The organism is Halomonas campaniensis (genome assembly GCF_002211105.1).
In the GTDB taxonomy this organism is placed as follows: domain Bacteria; phylum Pseudomonadota; class Gammaproteobacteria; order Pseudomonadales; family Halomonadaceae; genus Vreelandella; species Vreelandella campaniensis_A.
Genome location: NZ_JPUA01000049.1, coordinates 52,489 through 70,497, shown reverse-complemented (window position 1 = coordinate 70,497; position 18,009 = coordinate 52,489). Strand labels below are relative to the sequence as shown.

The 18,009-nt window shown below is 57.9% G+C and carries 16 protein-coding genes; 12 read left to right on the top strand and 4 right to left on the bottom strand.

The window, feature by feature from the left end; translation table 11 throughout:
• The first annotated feature begins 171 nt into the window (after positions 1-171).
• Entirely contained in the window at positions 172-705 is a 534-nt protein-coding gene (locus JI62_RS21065; protein ID WP_088702057.1) for an Hsp20/alpha crystallin family protein, read from the top strand.
• Between the two features lie 185 nt (positions 706-890).
• Here the strand turns inward: JI62_RS21065 and JI62_RS21060 are convergent, their stop codons facing one another.
• The 3 genes from JI62_RS21060 to JI62_RS21050 all read right to left on the bottom strand — a co-directional run bounded on the left by JI62_RS21060 (position 891) and on the right by JI62_RS21050 (position 4,006).
• Positions 891-2,099, bottom strand: coding sequence for an ABC transporter substrate-binding protein (locus tag JI62_RS21060; RefSeq protein WP_088702056.1), 1,209 nt, complete (start codon positions 2,097-2,099; stop codon positions 891-893).
• A 142-nt stretch (positions 2,100-2,241) separates the two neighbouring features.
• Positions 2,242-3,789, bottom strand: a complete 1,548-nt coding sequence (locus tag JI62_RS21055; RefSeq protein ID WP_240513324.1) for a phospholipase D family protein — start codon at positions 3,787-3,789, stop codon at positions 2,242-2,244.
• A complete protein-coding gene (locus JI62_RS21050; RefSeq protein ID WP_088702054.1) occupies positions 3,776-4,006 on the bottom strand; it encodes a hypothetical protein in 231 nt (76 codons plus the stop codon). The genes JI62_RS21055 and JI62_RS21050 overlap by 14 nt, the downstream gene beginning before the upstream one ends.
• Before the next feature lie 102 nt (positions 4,007-4,108).
• Between JI62_RS21050 and JI62_RS21045 the strand changes: the two genes are divergently transcribed.
• Positions 4,109-4,912, top strand: coding sequence for a TlpA disulfide reductase family protein (locus JI62_RS21045; protein WP_088702053.1), 804 nt, complete (start codon positions 4,109-4,111; stop codon positions 4,910-4,912).
• A gap of 113 nt (positions 4,913-5,025) precedes the next feature.
• On the top strand, positions 5,026-7,971 hold the full coding sequence (gene rapA / locus JI62_RS21040) for an RNA polymerase-associated protein RapA (RefSeq protein WP_088702052.1): 2,946 nt from the start codon (positions 5,026-5,028) through the stop codon (positions 7,969-7,971).
• 11 nt (positions 7,972-7,982) lie between these two features.
• Here rapA and JI62_RS21035 read toward each other — a convergent pair whose 3' ends face one another.
• Positions 7,983-8,885, bottom strand: a complete 903-nt coding sequence (locus tag JI62_RS21035) for a TIGR01777 family oxidoreductase (protein WP_088702051.1) — start codon at positions 8,883-8,885, stop codon at positions 7,983-7,985.
• Between the two features lie 250 nt (positions 8,886-9,135).
• Here JI62_RS21035 and JI62_RS21030 point away from each other — a divergent pair, with 250 nt between their 5' ends.
• The 9 genes from JI62_RS21030 (at position 9,136) to JI62_RS20990 (ending at position 18,005) form a co-directional block, all read left to right on the top strand.
• Positions 9,136-10,194, top strand: a complete 1,059-nt coding sequence (locus JI62_RS21030; protein ID WP_088702050.1) for an NAD(P)/FAD-dependent oxidoreductase — start codon at positions 9,136-9,138, stop codon at positions 10,192-10,194.
• 206 nt (positions 10,195-10,400) lie between these two features.
• Positions 10,401-11,321 carry a MerR family transcriptional regulator gene (locus tag JI62_RS21025; RefSeq protein ID WP_170938614.1) on the top strand — a complete coding sequence of 307 codons (921 nt, stop codon included), beginning with the start codon at positions 10,401-10,403 and terminating at the stop codon, positions 11,319-11,321.
• Between the two features lie 83 nt (positions 11,322-11,404).
• A complete protein-coding gene (phrB, locus tag JI62_RS21020) occupies positions 11,405-12,817 on the top strand; it encodes a deoxyribodipyrimidine photo-lyase (protein ID WP_088702048.1) in 1,413 nt (470 codons plus the stop codon).
• Positions 12,818-12,850: 33 nt separating this feature from the next.
• Complete coding sequence (locus tag JI62_RS21015) at positions 12,851-13,282, top strand: nuclear transport factor 2 family protein (RefSeq protein ID WP_088702047.1); 432 nt, start codon at positions 12,851-12,853, stop codon at positions 13,280-13,282.
• 16 nt (positions 13,283-13,298) lie between these two features.
• Positions 13,299-14,084, top strand: a complete 786-nt coding sequence (locus JI62_RS21010) for an SDR family NAD(P)-dependent oxidoreductase (protein WP_088702046.1) — start codon at positions 13,299-13,301, stop codon at positions 14,082-14,084.
• Positions 14,081-15,448, top strand: a complete 1,368-nt coding sequence (locus JI62_RS21005; protein WP_088702045.1) for an NAD(P)/FAD-dependent oxidoreductase — start codon at positions 14,081-14,083, stop codon at positions 15,446-15,448. The genes JI62_RS21010 and JI62_RS21005 overlap by 4 nt, the downstream gene beginning before the upstream one ends.
• Positions 15,448-16,245 (top strand): DUF1365 domain-containing protein, encoded by a 798-nt coding sequence (locus tag JI62_RS21000; protein ID WP_240513323.1) that lies wholly within the window; start codon positions 15,448-15,450, stop codon positions 16,243-16,245. The genes JI62_RS21005 and JI62_RS21000 overlap by 1 nt, the downstream gene beginning before the upstream one ends.
• A complete protein-coding gene (locus tag JI62_RS20995; protein WP_088702044.1) occupies positions 16,242-17,510 on the top strand; it encodes an SAM-dependent methyltransferase in 1,269 nt (422 codons plus the stop codon). Before JI62_RS21000 ends, JI62_RS20995 begins: the two co-directional genes overlap by 4 nt.
• Positions 17,511-18,005: a DUF2878 domain-containing protein gene (locus JI62_RS20990; RefSeq protein WP_088702043.1), complete on the top strand. Its 495-nt coding sequence runs from the start codon at positions 17,511-17,513 to the stop codon at positions 18,003-18,005.
• Positions 18,006-18,009 lie beyond the last annotated feature (4 nt).

Here is an 18,009-nt window from a genome sequence, read left to right as displayed (position 1 = left end):
TACAGCCTCCCCACTGCCCCTACCCAATATAATCGGATACCGCACGGTTGGCGCTCTGGGGACTTGAAATTTTGTCGTTTGCCACCAGCTATTTTTTTGTCAAGGGGCAACCCGAGACGTTGAGTATTTCGATTTACGTCATAGGTAGCAAGATCAGATAGGAGGTGACGTATGAATTTGCAAAAACTCTCTCCCTGGAACTGGTTCAAGAGCGAAAATGCCGATACACCGACTCCGCCGTCCAGCGTGGAGCCGCGCCGCAGTGAGCTCTCCCCCTTCATGGGTATGCATCAGGAGTTGGATCGCTGGATGGACAGTGTCATGCGGCAGTTCGGCATGCCCTCACTGGAAAGTCGCGTTGGCGACCTGCCGGGCCTTCTGCAGCCGCGGCTCGATATTGCCGAACACGACAGCGAGTATGTGATCAGCGTCGAGGTGCCGGGGGTCGAGGAGAAAGACCTCGCTATCTCCCTGGATGATCATCGCCTGGTCATTGAAGGTGAAAAGCGTCAGGAGAGCCATAGTAAAGATAATAAGCTCCATCGTACCGAGCGCTCCTATGGTCGGTTCCAGCGCGTGCTGGATCTGCCTGGGGATGCCAAGGCCGAGGATATCAAAGCCTCTTTCAAAAATGGCATTCTGACGATACGGGTGCCGCGCAGCGAGCAGGCTAAGGCGGCTCGCCGTGAAATCCCCATTCAGTAAACGTGGTTGCTGACGTCATGGGGCTCGCCGACTGGCGAGCTTTTTTTTGCTGCGCCAGGCATGGCGCTGGCTGGGTTACCTGTAGTGTCGGCAATTTAAGCGATAAACGACCACAAGGTGGGCCTGGCCAAATGAAAAATGCCCAACTTTAATAAGTCGGGCATTTTTAACACTAATGCTGAGAATTAAAGATCAACCTGACCTTTGCTGGTAAAGGTGCCGTCTTCTACAGCCATCTCGACCACTACACCAGGTACGTCACCGTTTTCATCAAACTCATGAGAGCCAGAGGCGCCTTCGTAGTTAATCTCGGTGCCTGCGGCAATCAACTCAACCGCTTGTTCCCACTCGCCAGGCAGAATCACTTCGCCAGGGGCGCTGGAAACGCTGCGCAGGGCTTCGGAAAGGCCTTCACGCTCGGCGCTGCCGTTCTGCTCAATCGCCAACGCGATCAGGAAAGCGGCATCGTAAGCTTGGGCAGCAAATACCGCACTTGGATCTAAATCAGCGGCTTCGGCAGCTTCGATAAAGATATCAGTACCGGGCAGATCAGGGCTGCCGGGGCGCGTAGCGATCATGCCATCCAGCACGTCTGCACCGATGGCTTCAATAAGGCTATCGCCGACCATGCCGTCAGCACCTACGTACTGGGTAAACATACCGCTTTCATAGGCTTGGCGCAGCACGGTCTGACCCGAGGTGTCGGCGTAGGCCAGCACAACGAGCGTATCCACGCCACTGACTGACAGTGAGCCTAGCTCAGAGCGATAATCCGCGCGGTTATCTTCGTGGGCAAGGTTTTCGGTAATCTCACCTCCGCCGGCTTCAAAAGCGGCGCTGAAGGCGTCTGAAAGCCCCTGACCATAATCGTTGTTGACGTAAGTGACCGCCACAGCGTCGATACCTTTTTCAAGCAGCAGCTTGGCAAGGATCTCCCCCTGAAAAGCATCCGACGGCACGGTACGGAAGACGAGATCATTATCGTCCAGCTCGGATACCGCAGGGGCAGTAGAGGCAGGCGATACCATCAGCACACCACCGGGGATGGCAGCATTATTAGCTGCGGCAATGGTCGCACCAGTACACAGCGCACCGACAATCGCGGTGACATTTTCCGAGTTCACCATGCGGTCAGCGGCGTTAGAAGCAGCCGATGCATCGGAACAGGTGGTATCACCAGACGGCATCACCAACGTTTGGCCATCTAGAATGCCGCCCTGCTCATTGATCTGCTCTACGGCTAGCTGAGCACCTTCAAAAATTGGGGGCGTTAAACTTTCAATTCCCCCAGTAAAGCCGCCCAAGAAGCCAACTTTGACCTCCGCCTGAGCGAATCCGGTCATTGCCAAGGTCGAGGCCGCCACAGCGGTGACTAATGCGCGCTTATTGATCATGTTATTTGTCGCTCCCAGTATTTTAAGAGATTGTTTAATTTTTTAGTGTGCCTCAGCGGTCAATCGTTAAGGCTGCTATTAATCTGGAACTGGAATGGCAAAAACACAAGCACCTGTTTCTAACGCTAGTTTGCACAATGCACTATAGCCAGCGCTCAAGCTTAAGCGTATGGCTTAACCAGGCGTTGAAATGGCGCCAAAAACCCCCTGGTTCAGTGGTTAAAACGTCCATTGCGCCATCGCGCTCCAGATGCCAATTAAGCTCACCTTCTGGGGTAAGTTCGATACGGTAGCTCAGCGCAGGCTCCTGCCCAACGGCCACCAGGTCGTTAAACGCCTTTATAAGGGTGTCACTTCGGGCCAGCACGCCAATTTCAGTATTCCAGTAGATCGACCGGGGATCAGCGTTAAACGAGCCCACGAACAGTTGATCGTCAAAGCTCAATGCCTTGATATGGAGCGCGGAAGCCGAAGCGCCGGGCACACGCATGTCTTCATCCGGGCCCGCTTCCTGTTCGGGGCGCAGCTCATAAAGGGCGATACCGTGGGCGAGCAGCGTTTCACGCCAGGGAGCATAGGCGCCATGCACCACGGCCGCGTCTGTCGACTCCAGTGAATTGGTAATGATCTCGACCATGACCCCCTGGTCGGCAAGCTGCGTTAGTTTTTTCACCCCTTGCTCGGTGGGCACAAAGTAGGCAGAAATAATCACCAGACGCTGGTTAAGCTCGGTGGCATCGGTTAAATCACCTAGCAGGGTATCCCGCCACTCAGGCGTTCCAGCCGTCAGCTTGCCGGGGGCATCCCACATCGCCAGCCCTTCCCCCCAATGCAGGGTCTCCCATGGCGGCGCGCTGCGTGGCTGGCTGCGCAACTGGGTAAAGTATGCCGAGTCGGCATTATCGTCCAGCCACTCTTCCAGCTCCGTGGCAAGGGTTTGCCAGGCGTTATCGGCGACTTGATGATAGCGTTCAATGGGCTGCGCCAAGCCATGGTTCCAATACAGATCAAAACTGTGCGAAAGCTCCGGCACTACTTCGCCGATGGTCATAAAGTCCAAATCGGCAAAGTTGCGCGAGTCGTTGGCATCAAAATACTCATCGCCCAGATTGCGCCCGCCTATAATGGCGACGCTGTTATCGGCTATCCATAGTTTGTTATGCATACGACGGTGCTGCTGAGCAGGGTTGACCACCGAGGCCAAGACGCGTGTGAACATATGCCCACGGCCCACCGGTAGCGGGTTATAAACCCGCACATGGATACTCGGGTGGCTCGCCAGTGCTGCCAAGCGATCACCTTGGCCAACAGCACCGAAGTCATCGACCAGCAGGCGCACCCGAACGCCCTCCTCGGCGGCATTCAGCAGCTGAGACAGGATGAGCCGCGTCGTTTGTCCCTCACCCAGTAAGTAGGTTTGGATATTCAGTTCTCGCTGGGCTTGGCGAATCAATCCCACCCGAGCAGCAAAAGCTTCCTGCCCATTAGCCAGCAGCGCAAAACCATCGGGTTCTGTCTGTTCCGCTAACGCCTGATAAGCCTGTTCACCCAGCCAAGTATTGCGCCCCTCCTCCAAGGCAAGGGTGGTATGGTGTTCACGCGTCACCGCATGAGTACACCCCACCAGTAGGCTACACAGTACCAGTACGCTCAGCCATTGAGTCCAACGGCACGCCTTAGTCATTGTCATCAAGACGTTCGGCCCAGCGCTTGCGTGCTAAGTTGCGTCGATAAAGACGCACGAGGGCGATGGTTAATGCAGTCGCGACCATCGCCGCAAGCACCACGCCCTGCCAGGGGCGTGCACTGTCCCCCATGACCGTTTCCAGGGTAATAATCAGTATCAAGCCAATCGCTTGGGAGCCGATCGCTAGTGCGCGCAGCTTATCGAAAGCGGGTGGGGGCATAACGTCTCCGTAATTTTCAGCTCGCGTGATATGGTCTCCCAGTGTACCTGCTTCACGGCTTGCTTAAGTGTAAACTTGAATTAAAAACTGAACTGGAAATCCATGAATGCCATCGCCCTCGGCCCGCTACTGATTTCGCTACCACGCCTGTACGCAGTTGGCTGCGCGCTGCTACTGCTGCTCTGCGCGCGGCTTTTATTAGGTCTGCCCCGCCCGGCTCAACAGCGTTGGTTTACCGGACTTATCATTGTTTGGCTAGCCGGCGCGCGGGCCGGCCATATTCTGCTCAATCTGGAGAGCTATAGCGCCGACCCACTTGAAGCGCTCAAAGTGTGGCAACCCGGCTACCAGGGCCTATGGGGAATGGCGGCAGGCTTGGTATGGACGGCTTGGACGCTACGGGCGCGGTTACTGGCTATGGGCGGTGCGATGGCCATGCTAATCGCCGCCTCCAGCCTATGGCTGGTGCTGGTCACCCTGGCGCCCCTGGGCAATGACTTTGCGGTTGACGCCCTACCGGAGATCACCCTTGAGGATGTGGAAGGCAATGAGGTGCATCTGCCCTCACTGACCGACAACGCTGACCTGATTATCGTCAACCTGTGGGCGACCTGGTGCCCCCCCTGCCTGCGTGAAATGCCGCTGCTTGAGGAGGCCGCCCAGCGCGAAGGGGTTAGCGTGGTGGTCGCCAACCAGGGAGAAGACCTGCTACCCATGGTGCGCTACCTGGATGAGCAGCAGCTTGAGTTTCGCTACGCTCTGCGTGACCCCAGCCAGCAGCTGATGGCGCTTTTTCAAGCACCGGGATTGCCCACCACCGTACTGTTCGACGGCCAGGGGAATACCCTGGATGTCCACGTTGGCGAGCTTACCCGCGCCCAGCTGGATCGCTGGTTAAAAGATTGATGCCGATACACCTTAATCCCCCCGCTGCTTTGCGTTAGAATCCCCCGCCCTGTTGCCGCCGGTGCTCACGACCGGCGGCATACGACCCGTTTTGCAGACTCCCCCGAGGCATCATGAGCGATTTTTCTCCCGGCCAACGCTGGATTAGCGACGGCGAAGCTGAGCTTGGGCTCGGCACCGTGCTTAACTGCGACGCCCGTAGCGTTACCATTTTGTTCAGTGCCAGTCAGGAAACCCGTACCTACAACACCCGCCAGGCCCCGCTCACCCGCGTTATGTTCGGCAGCGGCGACCGCGTACTCTCCGCTGACGGCTGGCAGATCGTTGTCGATGACAGCAAAGAGTCCAACGGCCTGATCACCTATATCGGTGAAGATAAAGAAGGCAATCTGCGCGAGCTGCCCGAGGCCAAACTCGCCGATACCATGCAGTTCGACCAGGCCCGCGACCGCCTGCTGACCGGCCAGGTGGATCGCAACGACTGGTTTGATTTACGTTTTCGCACCCTGCACCACTATCAGCGTATCGAGCAACACAGCGCGCTGGGCTTTTCCGGGCCGCGCATAGACCTGATTCCTCACCAGCTCTACATTGCCAATGAAGTCGCCAACCGCCATGCGCCCCGGGTTCTGCTGGCGGATGAAGTGGGCCTGGGTAAAACCATTGAGGCTGGCCTGATTCTGCACCGCCTGCTGCTCAATGGCCGCGTTGAGCGGGCGCTGATTTTGGTGCCCGACAGCCTCACCCACCAGTGGCTGGTTGAGCTGCTGCGGCGCTTTTCGCTCAACGTCTCGCTACTGGATGAAACCCAGAGCCAGGCTCACGGCAGCGCCAACCCCTTTGAGAGCGCCCAGCTGGTGCTAGCGAGCCAAGGCTGGCTATTTGCCAACCCCCAGCGTCAAGAGCAGGCGCTGGCCAGCCAGTTCGACCTGCTGATCGTTGACGAAGCGCATCACCTTGACTGGAGTGAAGAGGGTAGCGGCCCCGGCTACCGGTGCGTTGAACAGCTTTCGGCGGTGATTCCCGGCCTGCTGCTGCTCACCGCCACCCCCGAGCAGATGGGCATCAAGAGCCACTTTGCCCGCCTGCGGTTGCTGGACAGCGAGCGCTACCACGATCTTGAGCGCTTCAAAGCCGAAGAGAGCCACTACACCGAAGTGGCCCGCGCCATCGATGCCTTGGAGGCACTGCCTGACGACCCTAGCGCCCGTACCGACGTCTCTGCAGTAGCCGATGACCGCGACAGCCAGGCGCTGCTGGCCATCCTATGCAACCCTGAGGCCAGCCAAGAACAGCAGGACGCCGCTCGCGCCCAACTGAGCGAAGCGCTGCTGGATCGCCACGGCACAGGCCGGGTAATGTTCCGCAACAGCCGCCGTCACGTAGGGGGCTTCCCGGAGCGACGCCTCAATCTAGTGCCCTTAGCGCTGCCTTCGGCCTACCGTCGCGTCGTGCGCCGCTTAGAGCGCGATGATGATTACCTCGACGAACTGCTGATCGAGACCGGCATGGATCACCCCGACGTGCTGATCTATCCTGACGCGGCCTACCGCGAACTCAGCAATGACCCGCTCAACGGCGAAGACTGGTGGCACATCGATCCGCGGGTTAACTGGCTACTGGAAAAGCTTAGCGACGACAGTGAGAACGGCTTCGCCAACGAGAAAGTCCTGGTCATTGCCCACCACCGGGAAACCGCCGAAGGGCTTGCTGAAGGGCTACGGGTGCTGGGCGGCTACCACGCACCGGTGTTCCACGAAGACCTCTCCCTGATAGAGCGTGACCGCGCAGCGGCGGCGTTTGCCGATGAGGATGAAGGCGTTCAGGTATTGGTCTGCTCAGAAATTGGCTCGGAGGGGCGCAACTTCCAATTCTGCCGTCACCTGGTGATGTTCGATATGCCACAGCATCCGGATCAGCTCGAACAGCGCATCGGCCGCCTGGATCGCATCGGTCAGCGCCACGCCATTGAGCTGCACATTCCGACTTTTGAGGGCAGCCCCGGCGAGCGCCTACTGCGCTGGTACCACGAAGGGATGGATGCGTTCAGTGCCCCCCATGGGGTCGGCAACGAGCTATTTGATGCCTTTGGTGACGCCTTGGCTGACGCCCTGCTGGATGATGAGGCGCTTGACGAGATCATCGCCGAAACCCGTGCGATGTTTAGCGCCAAGCTGGCGGAGCACGATGCAGGCCGTAACCGTCTGCTTGAGCTCAACGCCTGCCGCCCCGCCCGTGCACAAACTGTGATCGACGCGGTGCAAGAGCTGGATGATGACGCAGCCCTACCGCGCTACCTTGAGCGGGCGCTGGATATTTTCGGCGTGGATAGCCAGGAGATCGGCAAGGGCTTAATGCACCTGCAGCCCAGCCAACATATGCTCGACGGCCTGCCCGGGCTGGTCAAAGGCGAAGAGGGCCTTACCGCCACCTACAGCCGCGCCCAGGCGCTGGCCCGTGACGATGTCCAGCGACTCTCCTGGGAGCACCCGCTGCTGCGGGAAATGATGGGCCGCGTGCTGGATGGCACCATGGGTAATTCGGCGCTCGCCCTGCTGCGCCACGACGCCATTCCCAGCGGCCGATTGATGGCCGAGCTGGTGTTCCGCACCCACTGCCCGGCACCCAAAAAGCTGCACCTTAACCGCTTTTTGCCGCCCACCGCAGTGCGACTGCTGCTGGATGAATCGGGCGCTAACCTGACCAGTAAGATCTCCTTCACCGGCTTGGGCAAAAACCTCCAGAAGGTTAACAAGTCGCTGGCAAGGGACTTAATCAAAAGCCGCCACGACCAGTTGCGTGAACTGCTTACCCAGGGTGAAGGCGAAGCCGAGCGCCAATTGCCCAGCATTGTCGAAAATGCCGAAGCGCGCATGCGCGCTCAACTGGATGCCGAGATTGCCCGCTTAACGGCACTTGCCGAGCACAACCCAGCGGTACGCAGCGCCGAAATCGACGCGTTGAAAAGCGAACGCCAGGCGCTTAGCGAAGCGATTGAGAACACCCGCCTGCGGCTTGACTCAGTACGGGTGATTATCACCGTTGATGCTGACCGCTAAGCTATTGTTGCTTAAAGTATGGCCTCAAGCGCCTTGTCGAGAGTGGGGTATTGAAAGGTAAACCCTGCCTCTTCAAGGCGTGCGGGGCGCATATCGGCGCCGGTCAGCAGTAGCCGCGACATTTCTCCAAAGCCCGCTTTCAGTACAAAGGCGGGCACTGGGAAAATGGCCGGGCGGTTGAGATGACTGGCCAGGGTTTTGGTAAAGGTGGCGTTGGTCACCGGGTGCGGAGCGCTGCCGTTGAAAGCGCCGCTCAACCCCTCTTGATCGATAAGAAACAGGATCGCCGCGACTAAATCATCGCGGTGAATCCACGGCATAAACTGCTCACCGCTACCAAAACGGCCACCTAACCCCAGCTTAAATGGCGGCAGCATCTTCTCCAGGCTGCCGCCACCCGCTTCCAGCACCAACCCAATGCGCACGATTGCCAGCCGCACGCCCATGGCCTCAATAGGTTTGGCAGCGGCCTCCCACTGCTTGCACAGCCGATGAGCAAACTCATCGTTGGGCATGGTCTCCTCCGTCACCACGCGCTTGCCTTGGGCCCCGTAGTAACCCATCGCTGAACCCGACACCATCACATTCGGCAGCGGTTGGCCGTTAGCTTTCAACTGCTCGCAAAGCGCCACCAGCTGTTCAGTTGCCGCTACCCGGGAGTTAATCAGCTTGGCTTTCTGCTTATCGCTCCAGCGCTTGGCAGCAATCGGCTCACCGGCCAGGTTAACCAAGACGTCCGGCGGCGATTCAATAAACGCCTGGGCGCTATCGCGAATATCGCAATTGCTCGGCAAACGATCCCGCACCTGATGAGGCGAGCGGGAGACCACCTGCACCTCATGGCCCTGTTCGACTAACTGTCGGAATAGTCGCTGGCCGACAAAGCCGCTGCCTCCGGTGATTAATACGCGCATGGGGTTGCTCCTGTTGGGTGACATCGTGGCATGCCTTCATGGCGGCACTGTTGATAACGGCTTTAATCACTGCGCTTTATAACTGCTCTCTTATAACTGCTCTATTTATAACGGTTTATAGTTGCATGCTTGAAAAAGAGGGAGATTAGATAAGAAAACAGTGACTAAATTTTACGATATTTATACACAACTGCTACAATGCACCTCAATAAAGATTAATTCGACCTTTTTTTACACGTTACGAGTACTCATGACCAAACTGCTACCGCCGCTTGCTGCCCACCACTCGGTTGCTATCATCGGTGCGGGCATTGCGGGGCTTGCCTGCGGGCAGGTACTGGCCAGTAGTGGCGCCAGCGTCACGCTCTTTGATAAAGCCCGCGGCCCCGGTGGTCGTTTGTCGAGTAAACGCAGACCTGGCGCGGCACTTGATTTAGGCGCTCAGGCGTTTAGCGTGCGCGACGCGGATTTTCAACACGCCGTCGATGAGTGGCTTGCGGCTGACTGCATAGCCGCCTGGCCGACCCGTACCTATCAGGCTAGCTCACGGGGCTGGCAGGCGCACGATGATGGCCAAAAGCGCTACACCGGGGCGCCCAGAATGAGCGCATTGACGCGACATATGGCTGATTCGCTAACGGCCATGCCCAATGCCGCGCTGCATACCGGCACACCCATCGTAGCGCTTGAGCACTCGCCCGCCGGGTGGCGACTGATAGATGCTGACGGAGCTCACTATGGGCCTTATGGCCAGATCGTGATTAGCGCCCCGCCTCCCCAAGCCCATGCGCTGATCCAACCCTGGGACGACGCTTTGGCAGCAGTGTGTGTCACCCGAGAACAGCGAACCTGTTGGGCGGGATGGGCGATATTTGACGGGCCGCTCCCCCTCATACCCGGTGTTACGCCAAGCTGGCAGATGGCGCGGCTAGACCACCCAATGCTTAATATAGTATCCCGCAATCAAACGAAACCGGGCCGAGAAACACAGCCGGAGAGTGTCAGCCTGCTAGCGCAACTCGATTGGAGCGAAGCCCAATTAGAACAGCCCGCCGAGTGGGTGGCAGAACAACTACTCACCGCTTTCAAGCGTACTTCCCCCACTGCCGCCACGTTCCCCAAACTAATAGAGACGGGCGCGCATCGTTGGCGCTATGCGCAGCCAGCGACCCCTTGCAAGTATGATTACTTATACAGTGCGAATGGTTTGGCCCTGTGCGGCGACAGTTTTCGCGGTGGCCGTGTCGAGGATGCCTGGTTATCCGGCCATCGCTTGGGAGAAGCACTAATAGGCCGGTCGGTTCGATAAGCACGAAACTTAAATGATTAAGAAGGATTCTTATAAAGGTTGTACCGGGTAGCGACAAGTTGTACAAATGGGCATACAGTATCGTGCTAATGTTTAGTTTTTAAATCAGGCAACCTTTAAATGGAACATGAATCACCTTCGCCGCGGCGAACAATGACATACCCCTGCAGCGCCGTGCTGCAGATAACGAAGAGGTACTGGCGCCCATGAGTCTCAAGGCGACCCACCCACCCGATACGCCACTCTATCCAATACGCGAGGTTTCTCGCTTAACAGGGGTGAATTCGGTCACGCTACGCGCCTGGGAGCGACGCTACGGACTCATTCGACCCCAGCGCACGCCGAAAGGCCATCGCCTTTACGCCCAGGACGACATCACCCGCATCGAACGCATTCTACAGTGGCTCAATCGTGGTGTGCCGGTCAGTCAAGTCGCCGACTTGCTTGACCAGCCAGAAACAATTGAGACGCCGACACCTGATGCCGGTGACTGGGCCAGCCAGCGCCTCCAGTTGCAAGCGATCATCGAAGCATTGGATCTTGCCAAGCTGGAGGCGTTTTACCATCAGAGTTTGGCACTCTATCCGTTAAGCGTGGCCATTAATGAACTCTGGCAACCGGTGATCTTAACGTTAGAGGCCAAGTGGGCCGTTCAAGCGGATCAGTTAGTACGCCGTACCTTGGAAGCGTTTCTGCGCAGCCAGGTAGGCATCCGCTTGCACTATGCCAATCAGGCCACCCGTGGCCCGCTAATTCTGCTCAACGCCATGCCCGACGACCCCGGCCCGCTGTGGGTGCTAATGTCGGCGCTAATGGCCAGCGAACAGGGCTACCGGGTGCAGATGCTTGACCACTCACTGCCGCTGGAGGATCTCCCACAGGCAGTGGCGCGGTTGCATTCGTCCATGGTGCTGCTCTCTAGCGGCCAGCGGGAGAGCGATAGCTACATAAATCAGGCGCTACCTAAAGCGGCTGAAGCGCTTAACGTACCTATCGGTGTATGCGGCGAAGTGGCCCGTCTGCGTGAAAACGATTTGCGCGATGGGCCGGTTCACATGCTGGGTGATGACCTGCCCCAGGCGATTGCCCGCTTGCGCCCTCTACTGCGTGAGTCTGGCGTACTCTAACCAGCGCGCTTTTATCCTGGCCGTTCGCCCTCCGGCGACCGGCCATTTTTTTGTGCTGCAGGAGCCCCTAGGAGAGGAAGCCTATGAAACGTCAGTTGGTTTGGTTGCGCAGCGATCTGCGTATTGACGACAACAGCGCCCTTGCTGCCGCCGCCGCAAAGGGGCCTGTGATAGCGGTATTTTTGCGCAGCATTCCCCAGTGGCAGGATCACGGGCATGGCGCCAATAAGCTGGATTTTTGGGCGCGGGGTGTTACCGCCGTCCAAACAGCCCTCAGCGGTTTGAATATCCCGCTGCTGCATCGCGATATTGAACGCTATGACCAGGCGCCAGAGACACTGCTTGAGGTCGCTCGCGAATATAGCGTTGAGCAGTTGCACTTCAATTATGAATACGCGCTCAATGAGCGCCACCGCGATCAGGCTGTGCAGGCCGCCTTTAAGCAGGCCGGGATTGCCGCCCACGGCTACCATGATGGCGTGGCTTTTGCCCCCGGCAGCCTGCTAACCGGCAAAGGCGACTACTACGGGGTATTTACGCCGTTCGCCAAGGCGTGGCACAAGCAGGTCAGCGCCGACCAGTTAGCGCTGCGCGCGACGCCACAGGTACAAGCAGCGCTGAATATTAAAAGCGACCCGCTGCCTGCCCTGCCCGAACTTGCAAGCGCCCCTGTCGATGGGCGGCTATGGCCTGCCGGAGAGAACGCCGCGGCAGATAACCTGGCACGCTTTTTACGCTTTCGTGGCCGTCACTATAACGCCCAGCGCGACCTGCCGAAGGTACGTGGCACCAGCGAACTATCGCCCTATCTGGCGTTAGGCATGATCTCCTATCGCCAATGTCTACAAGCGGTGATGAGCGAAAACGGCGGTCACCTGGCCGATGGCGATATCGGCCTTACCACCTGGGTCAACGAACTGATCTGGCGGGAGTTTTATCAGCACGTTGCGGTAGGCTTTCCCCAGGTGTGTCGCTACCAACCCTTCCAGGAACACACCAAGCAGTTAGCCTGGCGCGACGATGATAAAGGCTTTCAAGCCTGGTGTGAGGGGCGAACGGGCTACCCTATCGTGGATGCTGCCATGCGCCAGTTAGTCACTACCGGCTGGATGCACAACCGGCTGCGTATGATCACGGCAATGTTTTTAAGTAAGCACCTGCTGATTGACTGGCGGCGCGGCGAAGCCTTTTTTATGCACCACTTGGTTGACGGTGAATTCTGCGCCAACAACGGCGGCTGGCAGTGGGCAGCCTCAACGGGCACCGATGCCGCCCCTTACTTCCGCATTTTTAATCCCACCACCCAATCCACTCGCTTTGATGCTGAAGGTGAGTTTATTGCCCACTGGCTGCCTGAACTGGCCCACCTGCCCGCAAAAGCACGCCATGCACCGCCCCAGGATCTGCTTAGCGACGTCGCTTACCCAGCGCCGATTGTGGATCATAAAGCGGCTCGCCAGCGCGCCTTAGAAGCGTTTAAGTCGCTGTCTAAATAAATCTATTGTTAGCCACTGCTAAAGGAGACCGTGATGGCTGAGCCTGCGGCGTTAGAGGCGTTCTGCGCCTTTTTCAATAAACTAGACAATACCTGTACAGAAAAGCTATACGAGGTATATACTGAAGATATTGTTTTTAGCGACCCGTTGCATAAGATCGCAGGCCGCGAAGCGTTAGCGCGCTACTTTTCAACCCTGTATGAAAATGTTGAGCAGTGCCAATTCCGTTATCACGCTAAGCAGTTGCAGGGCCAGCAAGCGTTCGTTACCTGGACCATGACGTTTATCCACCCGCGTTTGGCAGGGGGTAAACCGGTAGAGGTTGAGGGCTGTAGTGCGCTGATGTTTGCTGAAGACGGACGCGTTCAGCGCCATCGCGACTACTTCGATGCGGGCGCCATGCTCTACGAACAGTTACCACTGATGGGCAGCGCCATTCGCTGGTTAAAAAAACGCTTGGCTTAGGATGAGGAGAGGTTTGATGAGCACCTGGAAAACGCCCCAACGTATCTGGTTAACCGGTGCCACCTCGGGGATTGGCGAGGCCCTGGCGCGTAAGCTCATCGCCCAGGGCCACCAGGTGGTGCTTAGCGCACGCAGCGCTGAATCACTCGAAGCGCTGTGCCAGGGGCACCCTAATGCTCATCCTCTACCGCTGGACATCAGCGATCGTCAAGCAGTGCTCAAAGCGGGTAACGACATCCGTGAGCAGCTCGGCGCGTTAAATTTGGCCCTCTTTAACGCCGGCACCTGCGAGTACCTGAACGCTCAGCAGTTCGATATGGATTTAGTTGAGCGGGTGTTTAGACCCAATCTATTTGGCACTTTGTACGGTGTCGAAGCCGCACTGCCGCTGCTGCGCGTGGCGCGCCAAGAGGGCCTGCCTGCCCGACTAGCAGCCACTTCCAGTGCTTCGGCCTATTTGCCCCTCCCCCGCGCTGAAGCCTACGGGGCATCCAAGGCTGCGGTAAGTTACTTTTTGGAGTCACTGCGCTTAGACCTTGATCAGGAAGGGATAGATGTCAGCCTGATTCATCCCGGCTTTGTGAAAACGCCGCTCACCGATCGCAACGATTTTCCCATGCCATTGCAGGTGACGGCAGAGCAAGCAGCCAATGCCATTATCGCAGGGCTGGTGAAGGGTCGGCTGGATATCCACTTCCCACGCCGTTTTACCTATCTGGTCAAATTGTTGGGCATTTTACCCCCCGCTCTGCGCCGTCAGATTGGCCTGCGCATGACCCGCACCCAGCAGGAGTCATCATGAGCGCTCCGGTATCATCAAACGTTGGGCCATCACAGCGTATTGCCATTATCGGTAGCGGCATCAGCGGCATGGCCGCCGGCTGGTACCTCTCCGCCCAGCATGAAGTCACCCTGTTTGAGGCGGCTTCACGCTTGGGTGGACACACTGCCACCATGGACGTGAACGTTGCGGGGCACTCCTACGCTATCGATACCGGCTTTATTGTCTTTAACGACTGGACCTATCCGCACTTTCAGCGCTTGATGGCCACTCTGGGCGTCGCCTCACAAGCCACCGAAATGAGCTTCTCGGTACACGAGACAGCGCGGGACTTTGAGTACAACGGACATACCTTGGGCTCGCTGTTTGCCCAGCGACGCAATTTATTTAATCCCTCTTTTTACAGCCTGCTGGGCGACATTCTGCGCTTTAACAAGCAGGCCACCAAAGCCCTTGAAAGCCAACAGCTGCCCGACAATATGACGCTGGGAGAGTACCTGGATCGCCACCACTACAATCGCGATTTTCAGCAGCGCTACTTACTGCCTATGGGAGCTGCCATTTGGTCGGCCAGCATTAGCGATTTACGCGCCTTCCCGCTGGCGTTTTTTGTGCGTTTTTTTCGCAATCACGGCCTGTTATCGGTCAACCACAGGCCCCAGTGGTACACCCTGGTGGGCGGCTCCAAAAGCTATATTCCTAGCCTAACGGCGCCTTATGCGTCGCGCATTCATCTCAATACACCGGTCACCCGGATTACCCGCGACAGCACGGGCGTTGTTATCACCACACCTTCCGGCACCCAGCGCTTTGACCAGGTGGTGCTCGCCTGCCACGCCGACCAGGCACTCGCCATGCTGGGCGACGCCAGTAGCGCCGAGCAGGAGATTCTTGGCGCCATGCCGTACCAGGATAACGAGGTGGTGCTACACACCGATACCGCCCTGTTGCCGCGCCGCCAGCGCGCCTGGGCGAGTTGGAACTACCGCCTGGATCAGCGCGATAGTGAAGCACGGGTCTCGGTCACTTACGACATGAACATTCTCCAGCGGATAGAGAGCGACACGACGTTTTGCGTGACCCTGAACGACAGCGCCAGCATTGATCCAAACAAGGTGCTTGGTCGCTATACCTACGCGCACCCCCAATTCACTTTGGCAGGTCAGGCGGCCCAGGGGCGACACGCAGAAATATCCTCAACGGCTTATCGCACCCACTTTTGCGGCGCCTATTGGCGTAACGGTTTCCACGAAGATGGCGTGTGGAGCGCGCTGCGGGTGGCGCAGGCACTGGGCTGTGATGAGGCGGCCTCACCGCCCAGCCAGCCATCGGCGTTGCCTGCCCATGAATTGCTAACGCCCCAGGGCGTTGAGGGGCTAGGGTAATGACGAGCATGATGAGTGAGATAGCCGCTGGAATCACAACTCAGCCGCGCTCGCGTATTTATCGTGGCACCCTGCGCCACCGACGTTTTACGCCCAAATCCCACACCTTTAGTTACCAGCTGTGGATGGCGTGGCTGGATCTGGATGAGTTACCAGAGCTGTTTGATAAGGTGCCCGGCTTTAGTGCCCGTCGCCCTGCGCTGGCGCGCTTTCGCCGCGAAGACTATCTGGGCCCGGTTGATCGCCCGCTAAAAACCGCCGTGCGCGAAGAGCTTATTCGGCAATTGGGCAGTGCACCTAATGGCCGTATCTGCGTGCTTACCCAGCTGCGCACGCTGGGCTGCATGTTTAACCCGATTTCCGTCTACTACGCCTACGACCATCTGGGGCGACTGACAGCCGTATTAAGTGAGGTCACCAACATGCCCTGGCGTGAGCGTACCTGCTACGCCAGCGCGGTGGATCCCTCACGCCATAGCCACCAGGCGCATTTCGATAAAGACCTCCACGTCTCGCCGTTCAACCCCATGGAGATGAGCTACCGCTGGAAATTTAACGCCCCCGGCGAAAAGCTCTTCCTGCATATGGAAAACTGGCAGGATCAGCAGTGCCACTTTGATGCCACCTTAACCCTTGACGCCTCTCCCGCTACCCGCGGTGCGATGCTGAAAGCCTTGGTTCGCCAGCCATGGATGAGCCTGAAAACCATTGCGGGCATTCATTTTGAGGCGCTTCGTTTGTGGCTTAAGCGCGTCCCCGTTTATAACCACCCCAAGCGCAAGGAGACCTCAGAGTGACGACCCTGCGTTCCAAGCCCCCCAACCTTCAACCGGTTGCCCAAGACCGCTTAACCAAGTGGCTAAAACCACGTCTGATGGCCCAGTTGGACGCCTTCCAGGGTGGTCGCATCACCCTGATTGAGGGCAATCAGTGCCATCACTTAGGACAACAAGGCCCGCTGCAAGTGACCGTGGTGATCCGCCACTCCCGCGCCTGGAAGCGCCTCGCCTTTGGCGGCACCGTGGGGGCTGCCGAATCGTACATGGAGGGCGATTGGGACGCTGACGATCTGGTCGCCCTGGTGCGCCTGTTCGCCGCTAACCTAGAGCAGGTGAATACGAAAATGGAGAACGGCAGTGCACGTTTTGCCCGCTGGTTACTGGGCGCCGCCTACCGCTTTCAGCGCAACAGTCTAAGCGGCTCGAAACGCAATATTGCCGCCCACTACGATATCGGCAACGACCTGTTTTCGACGTTTTTAGATCGCCACCACTGGATGTATTCAAGCGCCGTGTTTCCCTACCCGGAAGCCAGTCTGGAAGAGGCCTCTACCTATAAGCTCGATTTGATGCTGGAAAAGCTCGACGTACAGCCAGCACATCACCTGCTAGAGATTGGCACCGGCTGGGGTGGGCTGGCGATTCATGCGGCGAAAACTCGTGGTTGTCGTGTCACTACCACGACCATTTCTGATGAGCAGCACGCACATACCGCTAAGCGCATCAAGGAAGAGGGGCTGGAGGACAGAATCACTCTGCTCAAGCAGGATTATCGTCAATTGACAGGCCACTATGACCGGCTTATTTCGGTGGAGATGATTGAGGCGGTGGGGCATCAGTATCTCGATACCTACCTCAACAAACTGGATAGCCTGCTGACCGACGATGGGCAGGCCATGCTGCAAGCCATCACCATTCGTGATCAGCGCTTTGAAGAGGCTAAGCGCGATATGGATTTTATCAAGCGCTACATTTTTCCAGGCGGCTTTCTGCCCTCGCACCACGCCATGTTAACCAGCGTTATGCGTAAAACGTCGCTAAACATCGTCGCGCTGGATGAAATTGGCCCGCATTACGCACGCACCCTGCGCGAGTGGCGCCACCGCTTTGAAGCCAGTCTGGAACAGGTGAGAGCACTGGGCTACGACGAGCGCTTTATCCGCATGTGGCGTTACTACCTGTGCTACTGCGAGGGCGGCTTTATCGAGCGCTCCATTGGCACCTGCCACCTACTGCTGGCCAAGCCCGCGGCAAAACCCATTCCGCTTACCGGCGCGCTCTAAATGGCAACCCCCAAGTGGCAGGCACTGGTGTTGAATGCACTACGTTTCGAAGCCGGATGGTTATTGTGCGTCTTAGGCGGTTCGTGGGTTGCTGCGGTGGCTGGCAGCAGCCTGCTCGCTTGGCACCTGTGGCGCTGCGCACGGCCCGGCGAGTGGCGTTTTATCGCTGGATTTGCGCTACTGGGACTGGCCATTGACGGTGGTTTGCAGCTGCTGGGGGGCTTCAATTTTAACGATCAAACGCTGGTGTTGGGGCTGCTACCACTGTGGCTGTGGATGCTTTGGCCGCTGTTTGCAACCCTGGTCTATCACTCGCTTGCCTGGCTGTGGCGTTACCCGCTGCTAGCCGCGCTGTGCGGCGCCATTAGCGGCCCTCTCTCTTATTACGGTGGTGCGCTCCTGGCAGAGGTGACCCTTGCTGCCTGGTTACTCCCCGTCCAGGCGCTTGTGTGGGCAATGCTCTGTGTGGGCATTAGCCGTTTTTACCGCACCTGATTTT